This window comes from Halomonas sp. THAF12, assembly GCF_009363675.1.
In the GTDB taxonomy this organism is placed as follows: domain Bacteria; phylum Pseudomonadota; class Gammaproteobacteria; order Pseudomonadales; family Halomonadaceae; genus Halomonas; species Halomonas smyrnensis.
In genome coordinates, this window is sequence record NZ_CP045399.1 from 2,495,863 (window position 1) to 2,511,969 (window position 16,107).

The 16,107-nt window shown below is 71.1% G+C and carries 17 protein-coding genes; 2 read left to right on the forward strand and 15 right to left on the reverse strand.

What is annotated here, in order from left to right; all coding sequences use genetic code 11:
• Positions 1–3: 3 nt before the first annotated feature.
• From FIU88_RS11465 to FIU88_RS11485, 5 genes are read right to left on the reverse strand one after another with little or no spacing between them, the layout of a single operon-like run.
• Positions 4–774 (reverse strand): energy transducer TonB, encoded by a 771-nt coding sequence (locus FIU88_RS11465; protein WP_152479337.1) that lies wholly within the window; start codon positions 772–774, stop codon positions 4–6.
• Entirely contained in the window at positions 774–1,181 is a 408-nt protein-coding gene (locus FIU88_RS11470) for a biopolymer transporter ExbD (protein WP_016854335.1), read from the reverse strand. Before FIU88_RS11470 ends, FIU88_RS11465 begins: the two co-directional genes overlap by 1 nt.
• Positions 1,174–1,710 (reverse strand): MotA/TolQ/ExbB proton channel family protein, encoded by a 537-nt coding sequence (locus FIU88_RS11475; RefSeq protein WP_035599021.1) that lies wholly within the window; start codon positions 1,708–1,710, stop codon positions 1,174–1,176. The genes FIU88_RS11470 and FIU88_RS11475 overlap by 8 nt, the downstream gene beginning before the upstream one ends.
• Positions 1,691–3,091: a MotA/TolQ/ExbB proton channel family protein gene (locus FIU88_RS11480; RefSeq protein ID WP_253742530.1), complete on the reverse strand. Its 1,401-nt coding sequence runs from the start codon at positions 3,089–3,091 to the stop codon at positions 1,691–1,693. The genes FIU88_RS11475 and FIU88_RS11480 overlap by 20 nt, the downstream gene beginning before the upstream one ends.
• Positions 3,091–3,879 (reverse strand): DUF3450 domain-containing protein, encoded by a 789-nt coding sequence (locus FIU88_RS11485; RefSeq protein WP_152479338.1) that lies wholly within the window; start codon positions 3,877–3,879, stop codon positions 3,091–3,093. The genes FIU88_RS11480 and FIU88_RS11485 overlap by 1 nt, the downstream gene beginning before the upstream one ends.
• Positions 3,880–4,075: 196 nt before the next feature.
• Between FIU88_RS11485 and FIU88_RS11490 the strand changes: the two genes are divergently transcribed.
• The gene (locus tag FIU88_RS11490) at positions 4,076–4,483 is read left to right on the forward strand and encodes a hypothetical protein (protein ID WP_016854339.1); all 408 of its coding nucleotides are present in this window, start codon (positions 4,076–4,078) and stop codon (positions 4,481–4,483) included.
• 137 nt (positions 4,484–4,620) lie between these two features.
• Here FIU88_RS11490 and FIU88_RS11495 read toward each other — a convergent pair whose 3' ends face one another.
• Positions 4,621–5,559 (reverse strand): electron transfer flavoprotein subunit alpha/FixB family protein, encoded by a 939-nt coding sequence (locus FIU88_RS11495; RefSeq protein WP_152479339.1) that lies wholly within the window; start codon positions 5,557–5,559, stop codon positions 4,621–4,623.
• Positions 5,556–6,308: an electron transfer flavoprotein subunit beta/FixA family protein gene (locus FIU88_RS11500; RefSeq protein WP_152479340.1), complete on the reverse strand. Its 753-nt coding sequence runs from the start codon at positions 6,306–6,308 to the stop codon at positions 5,556–5,558. Before FIU88_RS11500 ends, FIU88_RS11495 begins: the two co-directional genes overlap by 4 nt.
• 354 nt (positions 6,309–6,662) lie before the next feature.
• Here FIU88_RS11500 and FIU88_RS11505 point away from each other — a divergent pair, with 354 nt between their 5' ends.
• Positions 6,663–8,339 carry an electron transfer flavoprotein-ubiquinone oxidoreductase gene (locus tag FIU88_RS11505; RefSeq protein WP_152479341.1) on the forward strand — a complete coding sequence of 559 codons (1,677 nt, stop codon included), beginning with the start codon at positions 6,663–6,665 and terminating at the stop codon, positions 8,337–8,339.
• Positions 8,340–8,612: 273 nt separating this feature from the next.
• Here FIU88_RS11505 and FIU88_RS11510 read toward each other — a convergent pair whose 3' ends face one another.
• Genes FIU88_RS11510 through mltG form a run of 8 tightly spaced genes read right to left on the reverse strand, consistent with a single transcriptional unit; the run spans position 8,613 to position 16,094 of the window.
• Positions 8,613–9,443, reverse strand: a complete 831-nt coding sequence (locus FIU88_RS11510) for a sulfurtransferase (RefSeq protein WP_152479342.1) — start codon at positions 9,441–9,443, stop codon at positions 8,613–8,615.
• Complete coding sequence (locus FIU88_RS11515; RefSeq protein ID WP_152479343.1) at positions 9,440–11,641, reverse strand: ATP-dependent helicase; 2,202 nt, start codon at positions 11,639–11,641, stop codon at positions 9,440–9,442. The genes FIU88_RS11510 and FIU88_RS11515 overlap by 4 nt, the downstream gene beginning before the upstream one ends.
• Positions 11,638–12,177, reverse strand: coding sequence for a DUF1285 domain-containing protein (locus tag FIU88_RS11520; RefSeq protein WP_152479344.1), 540 nt, complete (start codon positions 12,175–12,177; stop codon positions 11,638–11,640). The genes FIU88_RS11515 and FIU88_RS11520 overlap by 4 nt, the downstream gene beginning before the upstream one ends.
• Positions 12,178–12,199: 22 nt before the next feature.
• Complete coding sequence (locus FIU88_RS11525) at positions 12,200–13,030, reverse strand: TatD family hydrolase (protein ID WP_152479345.1); 831 nt, start codon at positions 13,028–13,030, stop codon at positions 12,200–12,202.
• A 47-nt stretch (positions 13,031–13,077) separates the two neighbouring features.
• Positions 13,078–13,413 carry a PilZ domain-containing protein gene (locus FIU88_RS11530; protein WP_016854347.1) on the reverse strand — a complete coding sequence of 112 codons (336 nt, stop codon included), beginning with the start codon at positions 13,411–13,413 and terminating at the stop codon, positions 13,078–13,080.
• A 25-nt stretch (positions 13,414–13,438) separates the two neighbouring features.
• A complete protein-coding gene (locus FIU88_RS11535; protein WP_016854348.1) occupies positions 13,439–14,428 on the reverse strand; it encodes a DNA polymerase III subunit delta' in 990 nt (329 codons plus the stop codon).
• On the reverse strand, positions 14,425–15,075 hold the full coding sequence (tmk, locus tag FIU88_RS11540) for a dTMP kinase (RefSeq protein ID WP_152479346.1): 651 nt from the start codon (positions 15,073–15,075) through the stop codon (positions 14,425–14,427). The genes FIU88_RS11535 and tmk overlap by 4 nt, the downstream gene beginning before the upstream one ends.
• 14 nt (positions 15,076–15,089) lie before the next feature.
• On the reverse strand, positions 15,090–16,094 hold the full coding sequence (gene mltG, locus FIU88_RS11545; protein WP_152479347.1) for an endolytic transglycosylase MltG: 1,005 nt from the start codon (positions 16,092–16,094) through the stop codon (positions 15,090–15,092).
• Positions 16,095–16,107: the final 13 nt, after the last annotated feature.

The window sequence follows — 16,107 nt, forward strand, 5'->3', positions numbered from 1 at the left end:
TCGTCATCTCAGCTGGAACTCCAGGCGCTGGCGGGCCCGACGGCGCTGATCGGCGGACGCGAACTGCCAGCCGGCGATGGCGCGGCGAGCGACGCGGTCGAAGACGCGGCGCGGGCTGGCCTCCACCACCTGGATGCTGTCGCGCTCGACGCTGCCGTCGCGGCGAATGATGAACTGCACCACCACGTGGCCCTCGAGACCGCGACGGCGGGCCCGCGAGGGATACTCGGGCGGCACGCGACGCGTGGCCTGGGCGGAGGATCCCACGTCCACCGGCTCGTTGGAGGCCGCCTGATTCGCGGCCGGGGCCGACGACGATGCGCTGGCCGTGGCCTGGCTCGGGGCAGGATCCGGTGCCGGCGTCGGCGCGGGTTCCGGCTGCGGCTCGGGCTCGGGCTCGGGCTCGGGTTCGGGCCGGGGCTCCGGCTTCGGTTCGGGCGGTGTCTCGGTGAGCTCGGGCAGGGCCTCGTCCACCGGCGCCTCCGGCGTTTCCATGGGCGGAAGCTCCGGCTCCGGCAGGGAAATGGCGCTGTCGACCTGGGGCGCCGGCGCCGGCTGTGGCGGCGGCGTCGGGGCACTGGGCGGCGGCGGTGGCGCCGCGCTGGCCGCCCTGGCCGGCTCAGGCGCCATCTCGGCCGGCGCCTCGGCCAGCGTCATCATGATCTCCTGCTGCGGCTCGGGCTCGGCCTCGGGCGGCGCCACCAGCAGGGCCAGCAGCGCGAACAGCGCCAGGGTCAGGGCCGCCCCGGCCAGCAGCGAAACCGGTAGCCGCATCAGTCACCGCTCCGCTGGGCGGCCACCGCCACGTTGTCGACGTCGGCCTCGCGCAGGCGATCCATGACCTCGATCAGCACGCCGGTGGTGGCATCGCGATCGGCCTGGATCACCACCGAGCCGTCGTCGCTGACCAGGCCGGCCACGCGCGGGCCGACCCGGTGCAGGTCCACGGGCTCGCCGTCGACCCACACCGCGCCCTCGGGGGTGATCGCCACCAGCACCTGAACGTCCGGCCGCGGCGACGCCGCGCTGGACTCGGGCCGCTCGATCTCCACCCCGCTCTCCTTGATGAAGCTGGTGGTCACGATGAAGAAGATCAGCATGATGAAGACCACGTCCAGCATCGGGGTCAGGTTGACCTCGCTGCTCTCCTCACCGGCCGCCGCCAGTCGACGTCTACGCATGTGCGTCCTCCGCGGCGCGTGCCAGGCGGTCGTGCAGCCGCTGATCCTCGCGCCGGATGATGTGTTCGAGACGAGCGATGAACAACAGCCCCACCACCGAGACCGCCATGCCGCTCAGGGTCGGCAGGGTGGCGCGGGCCACGCCGTCGGCCATGGCTCGGGCCTGATTGACCTCGCTCACCGACAGGCTGTCGAAGACGGTGATCATGCCGGTCACCGTGCCGAGCAGGCCGAACAGCGGGCAGATCACCACCAAGAGCTTGAGCCAGGGCAGCGGCGCGCGCAGCCGGGTGATCAGCTCGCGGGCCCAGATCTCGCGCAGGGTCAGCGCACTCCAGCTGGCGTGATCCTCGCGGGCCACCCAGCGCGCCACCAGGGCGTGGCGCGCCGGACGATAGTGGAAGCGGAAGAACCACCAGCGCTCCAGGCCCAGCGAGAACAGCAGCACCGCCACGCCGATGATGACCACCAGCACCGGGCCGCCGGCCTCGACCAGCCAGGCCAGGGGATCAAGCCAGCGCATCGGCATGGCGCGGCGTCACGCTCGGGGAAGCGGCGTCGCGGCCGGCCTCCAGGGTGTCGGCGAGCACGGCACTGGCGCGCCCTTCGAGGGTGCCGATCAGCGAACGGCTGCGGCTGGAGAGCGCCGTCTGGGCGAACAGCAGCGGCACCGCGGTGATCAGGCCCAACACCGTGGTCACCAGCGCCTGACTGATGCCGCCGGCCATCAGCTGCGGGTCGCCGGTGCCGAACACGGTGATCGACTGGAAGGTCACGATCATCCCGGTGACGGTGCCGAGCAGACCCATCAGCGGCGCCACGGCGGCGAGCATCTTGACCAGCCCCTGGCCGCGCTCGAGCTTCGGCTGCTCGGCGAGCAGCGCCTCGTCGAGGCGGGCCTCCAGCGCCTCGGGCGCATGGCCCGGGCCGAGGGCATGGAAACGCTTGAGCACGCGCCCCAGCGGATTGTCGTCGCGCAGCCGGTCGAGATCGCCGAGCTGACGACGCAGCCGAACGGTCACCCGCGCCAGATAGAGATACTGCACCAGCGCCACCAGCAGGCCGACGACGCCCAGCGCCACGACCACGTAGCCCACGGCGCCGCCCTGCTGGAAGCGCTCCCACAGGCTCGGCGTCTGCGCCATGGCCGCGACGACCTGACCGTCGGCCGGATCGAAGGCCAGGGTATCGCCCTCGCCGCTCTGGAAGGCCGCCAGGGGGTCGGCGATCGCCCCGGGCGTCGTCGGCAGCACCGCCAGGCGCCCGTCCTCACCGGAGCGCTCGAGCAGCCGACCGTCGTCGGTCGCCGCCAGCAGATCGCCGACCCGCAGCACCGAACGCTCGGCCACCTCGCCATCGGCACCGGCCACCGGGGCCTCGAGCTCCGCCACCCGGGCGGTCTCGCGCGTCAGCGCCATCAGGCTGTCGGCGAGGCCGGCCACCTGATCGGCGCCGAGGATACCGTCGGCCTCGAGGCGCGGCGGCAGCTCCGCCTGGCCGCCCAGGGTCAGCCAGCTGGCGGCGAGATCGTCCCGCAGCTCGCCGCTGACGCCGGCCACCTCATCGAACAGCCCCTGCAGATCGCCCCCCTGTTCCTGGCGGCGGGCGTCGAGTTCCTCGAGCGCCTCGCGCTGGGACTGCTCCCGGGCGTCGAGGGATTCGCGCCGCTCGCGGGCATCGGCCAGGGCGTCCTGCGCCTCGGCCAGCGCCTCATCCAGCGCCGCTTCGTCATCGACCAGCTCGGCCAGGCGAGCGTTGTCGCGGGCCTCGGCGGCCTCGCGCTCGGCGCGCAGGGTGGACAGCGTGGCCTCGTCGTCCGGCGCGGTCGCCTGCTGGGCCTGGGCCAGCAAGGGAGAGCCGGCCAGCCACAGGCCCACCAGCGCGGCGCGCATTGCCGTCGTTAGGTGCATCAGGCGTCCTCCCCGGCGGGTGTCTCTGACGCAGACACGGGTTGAGAAACGGGCAGTTCGAGAAGCGCGGGGGCGCGTCGCTCGCGGGCGATGGCCAGCCCCTTGCGGACCTCGGCCAGGGCCGCGCCCTCCAGCGGCTGCCAGTCGCCCTGCTCGGCCTTCCACACGCCGCCGCGATGGCCATCGGGCGTCAGGTAGTACCAGCCGACCCGGCCCAGGCGCAGGAAATCCACCTCGCGGGGGGCATCGCCGGCCAGCTCGCCGCGCCAGGCGTCGATCTCCCGGCCATAATCGAGCTCGGCGCGCCAGGCGGCCAGCATCCGCGACAGCTTCTCGTCGCGGCTCGTCTCGGGGTCGGCCAGCAGACGCTCGAGGCTCTCGACCCGAGCCAGGCGCTCGTCCTGCAGGAAGGGCATGTCGTGCTCCACCCAGGCACGCAGACGCTCGACCATGTCGCGCATCAGGCCCGGCAGGGCCTCGCGGGTCGCGGACAGGGTGGAAAGCGCCTCGTCACGGCGGGCCAGGGTCTCGGCCTGACGCTCGACCAGCGGCGCCAGCTCGGCGTTGTAGTCGCTCAGGCGCCGCGTTTCCTCGCGCGCCTGGCGCAGTGCCTGGAGCTTGTCGCGCACGGCCTCGTCGGCGTTGTCGATGCGCGCCTGGAGCTCGGCCTGTGTACGCTGGGCATCGAGCGTCTCGTCGCGCACCGTCGACTGGGCGGCCGCGGTGCCGGCCACGAGCAGGGCGAGCCCTGCCACGGCAAGGCGAAGCCGGGGATGGTGGTAGGACACGCTAGTCTCCGAAAGGTCCAACAGATCCTCGAAACCCTACTCGGAACAAGAATAATTATCAATGCTTGACGCGCCATGGCGCGCCCGCGAGCGACTCTCATCGCCGAAGCGTTCTCCCGACCAGGGCCGGCGCCGGTTGACAGGGTATGGCTCCAGATAAAAGAATGAGAATTAATACCAACAAGGAGAGCATGTCATGTCGGCGGCGCATCCCCAGCTGCACTACACCTGCATCTTCCTCTCGGTCTCCTTCCGGGCGCTTCGCGACGATCTGGGCAAGACCGCGCCATCCGCCGCGAGCCCCTGCTGGCCGAATGCCCGGCTGATCGAGATGCTCACCGGCGAACTGACGCGCTGCCGGGATGCGGCCGCCCGCCATCCGGCGGCCTGGCAGTCGCTCGACGCCGCCCTCGCCCATGCCAGCCTGCTGCTCGCCCAGTGCCCCGGCGGCATGGACCGCGAGCGCTGCGAGACCCAGATCGACGCCATCATCACGCCGCTGCAGGAGGCCGCCGCCTGGCTGAGCGGCAGACGCCCCTCCCGGGCACAGGAAAGTCACTGGCAGGCCGCGACCCGGCGACTGGTCGGCTGGCTGGGCCGCTGAGCCGCCCTCGCCGCCTCTCCGACACGCGCCCCGGCATCGACGACGCCACCAACGCAAACGGGCCGGCCTCTCCGTGGAGAAGACCGGCCCGTTGTCTAGCTGACGACAGAGAGCCTTACAGCTTGCTCTCGAACGCCTTACAGCTTGCTCTCGAGCTCCGGCAGGATCGCGAACAGATCCCCCACCAGACCATAGTCCGCGACCTGGAAGATCGGCGCCTCGTCGTCCTTGTTGATGGCGACGATCACCCGGGAATCCTTCATGCCCGCCAGGTGCTGGATGGCACCGCTGATCCCCACCGCGATGTAGAGCTCCGGCGCCACGATCTTGCCGGTCTGGCCGACCTGCATGTCGTTGGGCACGTAGCCGGCATCGACCGCCGCGCGGGAGGCCCCGATGGCCGCGCCCAGCTTGTCGGCGATGCCGTCGAGCAGCTTGAAGTTCTCGCCGCTGCCCATGCCGCGGCCGCCGGAGATCACGACCTTGGCGCCGCCGAGCTCGGGGCGGTCGCTCTGCTCGAGCTGCTCGTCGATGAACGACGACAGGGCATTGTCGACGCCGCTATCGACGGCCTCGATGCTCGCGCTTCCCTGATCTTGTGAAGAGGCGGCGACGGCATCGAAGGCGGTGGAGCGCACGGTGATCACCTTCAGCGCGTCCTCGCTCTGCACGGTGGCGATGGCGTTGCCGGCATAGATCGGACGCTTGAAGGTGTCGGCGCCGACCACCTCGATGATCTCGGAGATCTGGCTGACGTCCTTGAGCGCGGCGAGACGCGGCAGCACGTTCTTGCCGTTGGTGGTGGCGGCGGCCAGCACATGGCCATAGTCGCCGGACAGCGCCACCAGCAGCTCGCTCAGCGGCTCGGCCAGCTGATGGGCGTAGACGGGCGCATCGGCGACGCGCACCCGGCTCACGCCGTCGAGCCTGGCGGCGGCCTCGGCGATGGCGCCCACGTTCTCGCCGGCGACCAGCACGTCGATGTCACCGCCGATGGCCTGGGCCGCGGCGACCACGTGTGCCGTGGTCTCGGCCAGCTGACCGTCGTGATGTTCGGCAAGGACCAGGATACTCATGAGATCACCTTCGCTTCGTTCTTCAGCTTGTCGACCAGCTCATCCACGGAGCCCACCTTGACGCCGCCCTGGCGCTCGGCCGGCGGCTCGACGGAGACCAGCTTGAGGCCGGAGGCCACCGCGACGCCGAGTTCCTCGGGCGTCTTGGTGTCCAGCGGCTTCTTCTTGGCCTTCATGATGTCGGGCAGCTTGGCGTAGCGCGGCTCGTTGAGGCGCAGGTCGGTGGTGACGATGGCCGGCAGCTGCAGGGCCACGGTCTGCAGGCCGCCGTCGATCTCGCGGGTGACCTTCAGGGTCTCGCCTTCGATCGCGATCTCGGAGGCGAAGGTGCCCTGGGGACGACCGGTCAGTGCGGCGAGCATCTGCCCCACCTGGTTGTTGTCGCTGTCGATGGCCTGCTTGCCGAGGATGGTCAGCTGCGGCTGCTCCTCCTCGACGACCTTGGCCAGCAGCTTGGCCGCGGCCAGCGACTCGACGGGCGCCTCGGTCTGCACGTGCACGGCGCGATCGGCGCCCAGCGCCAGCGCGGTGCGCAGCTGTTCCTGGGCGGCCTTCGGCCCCACGGTGACGGCGACCACTTCGGTGGCCACGCCGGCTTCCTTGAGCCGCACTGCCTCTTCCACGGCGATCTCGCAGAAGGGATTCATGGCCATCTTGACGTTGGTGAGGTCGACGTCGCTGTTGTCCGGCTTGACCCGGATCTTGACGTTGTAGTCGATGACGCGTTTGACCGCGACGAGTACCTTCATAATGTCCTCGCTGGGTTCTGTCTCGGAACCTGGGAAACGGAGCTCGGCGACTCGCTGACGTCACGCGACACCGACCCCATAGAACGGACCGATATGCTTTTATGCGTTTCAGACGAGCGTTTGATAGGCGCCTTGCCGAAAAACTCCCTAAATGTGCCACAGCCCGGACCACTCCAACAATCCCCGGCATGCCGGGAGTGGGGCTTTCCGGGGTTTGGCCATCGTAAGGGGAGACCAATCCCGCTATCATGCGGACCATGGGGCAACCCCGGAAGCAAACGACCGTTTTAACACCCTGACGATGCCGAGACCGCCTCGGCCAGGACGTCGTCGAGATGGGAGGAGAAGGATCCAATGACAGAACAGATCGAGCGCGACGCCATGGAGTTCGACGTGGTCATCGTCGGCGCCGGCCCCTCCGGCCTGGCCGCGGCCTGCCGCCTGATGCAGCAGGCCAACGAGGCCGAGCAGGAACTGTCGGTGTGCCTGGTCGAGAAAGGGTCCGAGGTCGGCGCTCACATCCTCTCCGGCGCCGTCTTCGAACCACGCGCCCTGCAGGAACTGTTCCCCGACTGGCAGGAGCGCGGCGCGCCGCTGACCACGCCGGCGATTCGCGACGAGCTCTATCTGCTCAAGGACGCCGAGAAGGCCCAGAAGCTGCCCAACGCCCTGGTGCCGAAGACCATGCATAACACCGGCGGCGACCAGACACGCTATGTGATCAGCGCCGGCAACCTGTGCCGCTGGCTGGCCGAACAGGCCGAGGAGCTCGGCGTCGAGGTGTTTCCGGGCTTCGCCGCCCAGGAGACCATCGTCGAGGACGGCGTGGTCAAGGGCATCCTGGTGGGCGACATGGGCGTGGGCGCCGACGGCCAGCCCAAGGACGGCCACATGCCGGGCATGGAGCTGCGCGCCAAGTACACCCTGTTCGCCGAGGGCGCCCGCGGCCACCTGGGCAAGGGGCTGATCGAGCGCTTCGAGCTCGATGCCGGTAAGGATCCGCAGCACTATGGCATCGGCCTCAAGGAGCTGTGGGACGTGCCGGCCGACAAGCACGAGCCGGGCCTGGTGCTGCACGGCTCCGGCTGGCCGCTGGACAAGTCGACCCACGGCGGCTGGTTCCTCTATCACGCCGAGAACCAGCAGGTGGTGGTCGGCCTGATCCTCGACCTGTCCTACCAGAACCCGTACCTGTCGCCCTTCGACGAGTTCCAGCGCATGAAGCACCACCCGGTGCTCAAGCAGTACCTGGAAGGCGGCTCGCGGGTCGCCTACGGCGCCCGGGCCATCGCCAAGGGCGGCCTCAACTGCCTGCCGAAGATGACCTTCCCCGGCGGGCTCTTGATCGGCTGCGATGCCGGCACCCTGAACTTCGCCAAGATCAAGGGGCTGCACACCGCCATGAAGTCCGGCATGGTCGCCGCCGAGAGCGTCTTCGAGGCGATCGCGGCCGGGGGAGAGAGCGACGAGGGCGGTGCCGATCTCACCGCCTTCGAGGCCAAGTGGCAGGCCAGCTGGGCGTACCGGGAGCTCGACGAGAGCCGCAGCTTCGGCCCGGCGATCCACAAGTACGGCACCGTGGGCGGCGGCGCCTACAACTTCCTCGACCAGCTTACCGGCGGCAAGCTGCCGACGGTCCACGACACCACGCCGGACCACGCGACGCTCAAGCCGGCGGCCGAGTGCGAGAAGATCGACTATCCCAAGCCCGACGGCGTGATCTCGTTCGACAAGGCCTCCTCGGTGTTCCTCTCGAACACCAACCACGAGGAAGATCAGCCCTGCCACCTGCGCCTCGAGGACCCGGAGCTGCCGATCCGCGACAACCTGCCGACCTACGCCGAGCCCGCGCAGCGCTACTGCCCGGCCGGGGTCTACGAGGTGGTCGAGGACGACGACGGCAAGCCCGCGTTCCAGATCAACTTCCAGAACTGCGTGCACTGCAAGACCTGCGACATCAAGGACCCGGCCCAGAACATCACCTGGGTCGCACCGGAGGGCGGCGGCGGGCCGAACTACCCCAACATGTAAACCGGCCCGCGTGCGGCAGGGGCGGCGAGCGGCTGCGCCGGGACGCCGAGGCGGCGCGAACCGGGCAGCGCGAATCGACAGGGATGTCGATTCAGGGCCGGCAAGAGGGACCTTGTTCCGGCCCGAGCGCGTCGCCCGGCTCGCCTAGCGTCGGGGTTGCGTCCCGGTGGCCGGGAGCCGCTCCATGCCGATAGCGCCCACCCCATGAAAACGCCCCGCAGCCCCTTCGGCCTGCGGGGCGTTTTTCCTTCCCGCTCCGAGCGAAGCCCGGGGTCAGTCGCCGGTGGCGATGGGCCGGTCGGCGTCGGTGATCCAGTCGCTCCAGGAGCCGACGTAGAGCCGCGGCAGCGGGCGGCCGGCGATGGCGTAGGCGAGGATGTCGTGGCAGGCGGTGACGCCGGAGCCGCAGTAGGCGATCACCGGATCCGCATCCGGCAGCTCGGCGTCGAGCGTCTCGGGCGACTTGAAGCGGCCGCCGGCGTCGAGGTTCTCGGCGCTCGGCCGGGAGCGTGCGCCGGGGATGTGCCCGGCCAGGGCATCGACGGACTCGGCCTCGCCGCGGAAGCGCTCGGCGGGGCGCGCATCGAGCTTCAGCGCGCGGCCGGAGAACACCTCGTCGGCCTGTACCATCACCTCGTCGCGATAGCCGGGCGCCCAGTCGCTCGGCGCGGGCGCCGGCTCGCGCCCCTGCGCCAGCTCGCCGCCGGCGGCCTGCCAGGCCCCGAGACCGCCGTTCAGCAGCCGCACGTCGGGATGTCCCGCCCAACAGGCGATCATCCACCAGGCCCGGGCCGCGGCCAGCTGGCCGCCCGTGTCGTCGTAGACCACCACCGGCCGCTCGGGGGTGACGCCGAGGCGGCGCAGCGTCGCCGTAAAGGCCTCGCGGCTCGGCAGCGGATGACGGCCGCCCGCACCGTTCTCGCCCGGCGAGGTGGCCAGGTCGCGATCCATGTCCAGATGCTGGCTGCCCGGCACATGGCCCTCGCCCCACAGCCGCTCGCCGGCCTCGGGGTCGCCGAGCCGCGCCCGACAGTCCAGCACCAGCGGCGGCCTATCGCCCGCGAGCGCCTCGGCCAGCTCGCCGGCTTCGATCAATACCTTCATGCGCCCTCTCCTTCCAGCCATTCGATGGGGGCCCGCCGGGCGATCAGTCGCCTGCGGCCGGCCTGACGGAATCGCACCTCGATCACGGGATTTGCCGGGTCGCCTTCCACCACGCTGATCTCGCCCTCGCCGAAGACGGCATGGTTGAGGCGCTGGCCGACCCGATAGTCGGCCGCTCCCTCGGCGACCTGCCCCGTCTGTGCCGCGGCGGCCTCGACGGGCAGCGGCCGGCCCAGGCGCTCGAGGTAGCGCTGCACCAGCGCCGGACGGGAGACCCGCAGCGGCGCCGCCGGTTCACCGGCGTCCTCGCCAACGAGGCGCTCGGCCACCCGCTGGCCGTCCTGCCAGGCGGTCTCGCCGAGGAAGCGACTGGGCCGGTGATCGCCGCCGTCGTGCAGCATCACCAGGCGCTCGCAGGCCCGGGTGATCGCCACGTAGAACAGCCGCCGCTCCTCCTCGAGGCGCGGCGGACTCAGCGGGTTGTCGCGGGTGTAGTGCGGGAAGTCTTCCTCGTTGACGCCGCCGAGCATCACCAGCGGCCACTCCAGCCCCTTGGCGCCGTGCACGGTGGTGATCAGCACGCCGTCGTCGCGGTTCTCCACCGGGCGACGCAGCAGCTCGATGAAGGCCGAGAGATCGGAGGCTTCCTTCGCCTGTTCCACCAGCACGTCGAGCAGGCGCACGTCCTCCTCGCCCTTGTCGCGGCGCGCCGCGGCGCGCTTGAGCACCTTCTCGGCCTCGACCTCCTCGACCACGTGCTCGAGCAGCTTGGCCGGCGACCAGCCGCCGCGTTTCGGCAGCTCGCAGAGCAGCGCCCAGCGACGCTTGAGGGTCCGCCGCTGGTGCGGCTTGAGCGAGGCCAGCAGCGGGTCCTGGCGCTCCGGCCAGCGCTGGGTCTCGGCTAGCCGGGCGGCCAGCGCCGAGAGCCGTTCGCGGGGCACGAAGGGCGTCGGCTGGGACAGCAGCAGCAGCAGATGACCGGGGTCGCGCAATAGCTGACCGTCGAGCGCCAGCGCCAGGTAGCCGGCCAGCGCCTCGACCAGCGGCAGGCGGAACACGAAGCGGTCCTCCCGGGACAGCCGGAAGGGCACGCCCTCGCGCAGCAGCGCCAGCTGCAGCGGCACCGACAGCGCCCAGCTGCGCACCAGCAGGCAGGCCTCGTCGAGACGGCGGCCGTCGCGCTGCCAGCCGGCCAGCTCGTCGAGCAGTGCCTGGCTGCCCTGCCCCACCGCCAGCCGGGTGGCGGGATTGTCCGGCGCGGCCAGGCACAGCTGGTCCGGACGACGCCGATTGGCCTCGATGGCGTGATTGGCCGCCAGCGCCAGGGCGTGGCCGTGGCGGAAGGTGGTGGAGAGCGGGTAGTCCCGGGCCTCGCCGAAGATGGCGGTGAAGTCCTCGAGCATGGTGTCGGGGTGGGCACCGCGCCATTCGTAGATGCACTGGTTGGCATCGCCCACCGCCATCACCGCCGCCTCGCGCCCGGCCAGCACCGCCAGCAGGCGCTGCTGGGTGGGGTTGATGTCCTGGTACTCGTCGATGATCACCTGGTCGAGGAAGCCCTGGACCCGGGCGCGCAGCGCGGGGTCGGCCTCCAGCGCGCGGACCGGCCGATACAGCAGGTCGGCGTAGGTCATCAGGCCCTGATCGGCGAGCAGGGTCTCGGCGTGTTCGAAGGCGGCGACGAAGTGCTCGGTGTCCTCGCCGAAGTCGAGGCGGGCGTAGAGTTCGGCGGGCTCGGCCATCTCGGCCTTCACCAGGCCGCTGAAGTGGGCCAGGGCCTCGAGCTTCTCGGCTTCCAGCGCGCGCTCGCCGGCCTCGGGGAAGGCCTCCAGCGCCTGCTGGGTGGCCTGGCGCAGCAGCCGCTCGAGCTGCCAGTCGGCGGTCAGCAGACGGCGATGCTCCAGCACGCCCCAGCGCGTCAGGCTCTGGGTCAGGCGATGACCCAGCGAGTGGAAGGTGCGCACGTCGGGCAGCGCCTGGCCGGCGGGCGCCGCCGCGGCCAGCCGGGCCTGGAAGTCCTCCCGCGCCGAGCGATTGAACATCAGCACCAGGATGCGTCCGGGCGCCATGCCGCGCTCGAGCAGGTGCAGGACCCGCGCCACCAGGGTGGTGGTCTTGCCCGCCCCGGCCACGGCGGCGACCCGGGCATGGCCATCGGGATGGCCGACCACGGCGTGCTGTTCCGGCGTCAACCTCATGATGCCTCGTCATCCCAGCGGCCCAGCACGTGCCAGACGCCGCCGCTCTGAAGGCCCAGCTCGTCGCCGCGGCACTCGGCGGCCTCGGCGAGGCGATAGAAGACATTGCGCCCGAGGCGCGCGGCGAAGCCGAAGCGCACCGGCACCTCCGGCACGGCCTCGCCGCGGGGCGTGTCGCTGACCGTCAGCCGGTGCGCGTCGTCGAGCCTCACGCGATCGCCGGCATTGGTGACCAGCCGCCAGTCGCCGGCGGCATCGCACTCGGCATCGACGATCAGCAGCGGGCGATCCTCGACGCGGATGCGCCATTTCTCGCCCGGCGCTACCAGGTAATACTCGCCGTCGTCCTCGCGGCGCAGCACGCTCGCCAGCAGCCGCACCAGCGCAGGACGCGCGATGGCGGCCCCCTCGTGGATCCAGCGGCCGTCGGCGGCGATGGTCAGATCCATGTCGCCCCGGCAGTCGGGATGCCAGCGCTCCAGCGGTGGGATCTCGCCCTCGGGCGGAATGCCGGCCAGCCAGGTGTCCAGGTTCATGACGCCTCCTTTGCGCGCCGGATCAGACCACCAGGCCGGCGCTCGACAGCGCCTCGCGGACTTCCGCCGACGCCTCGGGCACGGCCGCCCTGAACAGCCGGTAGAAGTTGGCGGTGGTCTGCATGGCCACTTCCTCGACGCTGATGCCGCGCTCCTCGGCGATGCACTCGGCGACCTCGACCACCCAGGCCGGCTCGTTGGGCTTGCCGCGATGCGGCACCGGCGCCAGATAGGGGCTGTCGGTCTCGATCAGCAGGCGATCCAGCGGCACCTTGCGGGCCAGCTCGCGCACCGATTCGGCGTTGCGGAAGGTGACGATGCCCGACAGCGAGATCATGAAACCGTGGGCCACCGCCTCGCGGGCCATGTCCAGGTCCTCGGTGAAGCAGTGCAGCACGCCGCCGACCCGCGGATCGACGTGTTCGCGGATCAGCGCCAGGGTGTCCTCGCGCGCGGCGCGGGTGTGGATGATCACCGGCAGCTCGAGCTCGGTGGCGGCGATCAGGTGGCGGCGAAAGCGCTCGTGCTGCACCTCGCGGGAGACGCCATCGTAGTGATAGTCGAGGCCGGTCTCGCCGATCGCCACCGCCTCATGGCGCTCCGCGCATTCCTTGATGGCCTCGACGCTCGGTTCTTCCGGCACCTCATGCAGCGGATGCACGCCGGCGGAGATCACCACGTCGTCGTGTTCACGGGCGATGGCGGCGATGCCCGGCACTTCCTCCAGGGTGACCGCGATGGCCAGGAACTGGCGCACGTCGCCGGCGCGGGCGGCGTCCAGGGCGGCGGCGACGTCGCCGTCGTGGGTGCGGGGATCGAGGCGATCGAGATGGCAGTGGGAATCGACAAACATCGGCAGGTTCACACGGAAAGTAGGATAAGTTCGGGAGCTCGACGGGGTCAGAGCGTGTAGGTCGGCGCGTCCTTGTCCAGCTGGCCCGCCAGCAGGGTCTCGATGTGGTCGCGCACGCCCTGGTCCTCGACGCCGAAGTGCACGCCGATGCCCGGCACGCGGCGCCCGGAAACACCCTCGGGCGAGACCCACACCACGCGGCCGGTGACCGGCAGGCGTTCGCTCTCCTCGGGCAGGGTCAGCAGCACGAAGACCTCCTGGCCGAGTTCGTAGCGCTCGCGGGTCGGCACGAAGATGCCGCCGCGCTCCAGCGACGGCATGTAGGCCGAGAGCAGCGTGGGGATATCCCGGATCGTCAGGGAGAGGGCTTTCTGGGCGGACATCGGCGAGCCTCCTCGGGCAGTGTCTTCAGGAGCGCAACAGCGCGGACCAGCGCACCAGCCAGGCTTCCAGCACCAGCTGCGGGTTGGGATTGCCTCCCGCGCCGAGCAGGCGCCGCTGTTCGCGAGCATAGTCCAGCAGGCGGAACCAGTCGCGGACCCGGCCGTTCTTCACCGCCTGGCGATAGAGCGGCAGCAGGTCGGGGTTGCGCAGCGTCGCGCTCTCCCCGGACAGGCCCAGCCGGATCAGATCCTCGAGCCAGGCGATACCGTACCACAGGATGGCATCGAGGGACTGGCGGTCCAGCCGCGCGGCCTCGGCCACCGGCTCGGCGCCGCGCACCAGGGCGTCGAAGGTCTCATGGAGCTGCTGGCGCAGCGCCCGGGCGTCGGGCTCGGCGAGCTCCAGGGCCCGCAGCGGCAGTCCGCCGGCGGCCTGATACCAGAAGCGGGCATCCTCGCGGCCGCCGAGCCGCTCGGCCAGCCAGTCGAGGCACTCGGCCTCGTCCGGCGCCGTCAGGCTCCAGTGCTGGCAGCGCGAGCGGATGGTCGGCAGCAGGTGCGAGGGAATGTCCGAGAGCAGCAGGAACAGGGTCCGCCCGCCGGGCTCCTCCAGGCTCTTGAGCAGGGCGTTGGAGGCGGCCACGTTCATCGCCTCGGCCGGCGAGATGACGATCACCCGGTAGCCGCCCTGCTGGGCGGTCTGGGAGACGAAGCCGTTGATCTCGCGGATGGCGTCGATGCGGATCTGGCGCTTGCCCTCGTCCGGCGACACCCGCATCAGGTCCGGGTGATAGCCCGACGCCAGCATCTGGCAGGCGTGGCAGCGGCCGCAGGCGACCTCGCCCGGCGCCTGGCACAGGGTGCGGGCGATCAGCGCCTCGGCCAGCGACGGCTTGCCGACACCGTGGGGGCCGGAGAACAGCAGCGCATGGGGCAAGCGGCCGGCCTCGGCCAGCGCGATCAGCTCCCGCCAGCGGGGCTCGAGCCAGGGCAGCGGCCGGACGGGCTCGCTCATGACGCCTCCAGATGCGCATCCAGCCGGCGACCGAGCTCGGCCTGCACGTCCGCGAGGGCGCGGTCGGCATCGACCACGGCCATGCGCTCGGGCGCCGCGGCGGCGCGGGCCAGATAGGCCTGGCGCACGGCCTCGAAGAACTCGGCCCGCTCGCGCTCGAAGCGATCGCGCTGGCCACCGCTGCGCTCCAGGCGCCCCTCGAGCCGGCGCTGGGCCGCGGCCATCGGCATGTCGAGCAGCAGCGTCAGGTCCGGCTGCAGCCCCTGCTGGACGAAGGCTTCCAGCTCGGCGATGCGCTCGGCCGAAATGCCGCGCCCGCCGCCCTGATAGGCGAAGGTGGCGTCGGTGAAGCGGTCGCAGACCACCCAGGCGCCCCGCTCGAGGGCCGGCCGCACCACCCGTGCCAGATGCTGGGCGCGGGCGGCGAACACCAGCAGCAGCTCGGCATCATCGTCCAGCGGCTCGTCGGACGCGGGATCGAGCAGCAGGCCGCGGATCGCCTCGGCGCGCGGCGTGCCGCCCGGCTCGCGGGTGCGCACCACCTCGAGGCCGCGGGCCTCCAGATGCTCGGCGACCCAGGCCAGGTTGGTGGACTTGCCCACCCCTTCGCCGCCTTCCAGGGTGATGAAGCGTCCTCGGCGTTGCATGGCCTCTCCGATGCTCAGCGGTTGCGAATGTAGCGATTGACGGCATTGTTGTGCTCGCGCAGCGAGCGCGAGAAGTGGTGGGTGCCGTCGCCCCGGGCCACGAAATAGAGCGCCTCGCCCTCGGCGGGCTGCACCGCCGCCTGCAGTGCCGCCCGTCCCGGCAGGGCAATGGGCGTCGGTGGCAGGCCGTCGATCACGTAGGTGTTGTAGGGCGTGGCCTCGCGCAGGTCGGCGCGGGTGATGTTGCCGTCATAGTCGTCGCCCATGCCGTAGATCACGGTGGGGTCGGTCTGCAGGCGCATGCCCCGCTCAAGCCGCCGCACGAAGACGCCGGCGATGCGGTCACGCTCCTCGGGCGCCCCGGTCTCGCGCTCCACCAACGAGGCCAGGATCAGCGCCTGATAGGGCGTATCGATGGGCAGGTCGTCGTCACGCGCCTCCCAGGCCTGGGCGAGCAGCTCGTCCATGCGCGCCATCGACTGGCGCAGGATCTCCAGATCGCTGATGCCCTTGCGGTAGCGATAGGTGTCGGGGAAGAAGCGACCCTCCGGCAGCTCGCCCTCGCGGCCGAGCTCGGCCATGATCTCGGCGTCGGACCACTCGGCGGTGCGATGCTCGAGTTTCGGCGCGGCGTTCAGCGCGGCGCGCATCTGGGCGAAGGTCCAGCCCTCGGGGACGGTCAGCGGATAGGTGACCACCTCGTGACGATCGAGCAGGCCGAGCAGCTCGCGACCGCTCATGTCGGGCGTCAGACGGTACTCGCCGGGGCGCAGGTCGGGCAGCGCCTCGGGGTCGAGACGGCTCAGCAGGCGATAGGCCCAGCCGTCGGCCAGGATGCCGCGCTCGCCGAGCTCACGGATCACGCGATGGAAACCGGCGCCGGCCGGCACCTCGTAGAGCGTCGGCGCCTCGAGGGCCAGCGGCGCCTCGAGCCGGCTCTGCCAGTAGCGATACCCCGCGCCCAGCACCAGGGCGGCCAGGATCAACAGCAGCGGCAGCAGCTTGGCCACTCGCCTCATGGGAAGTCCTCGT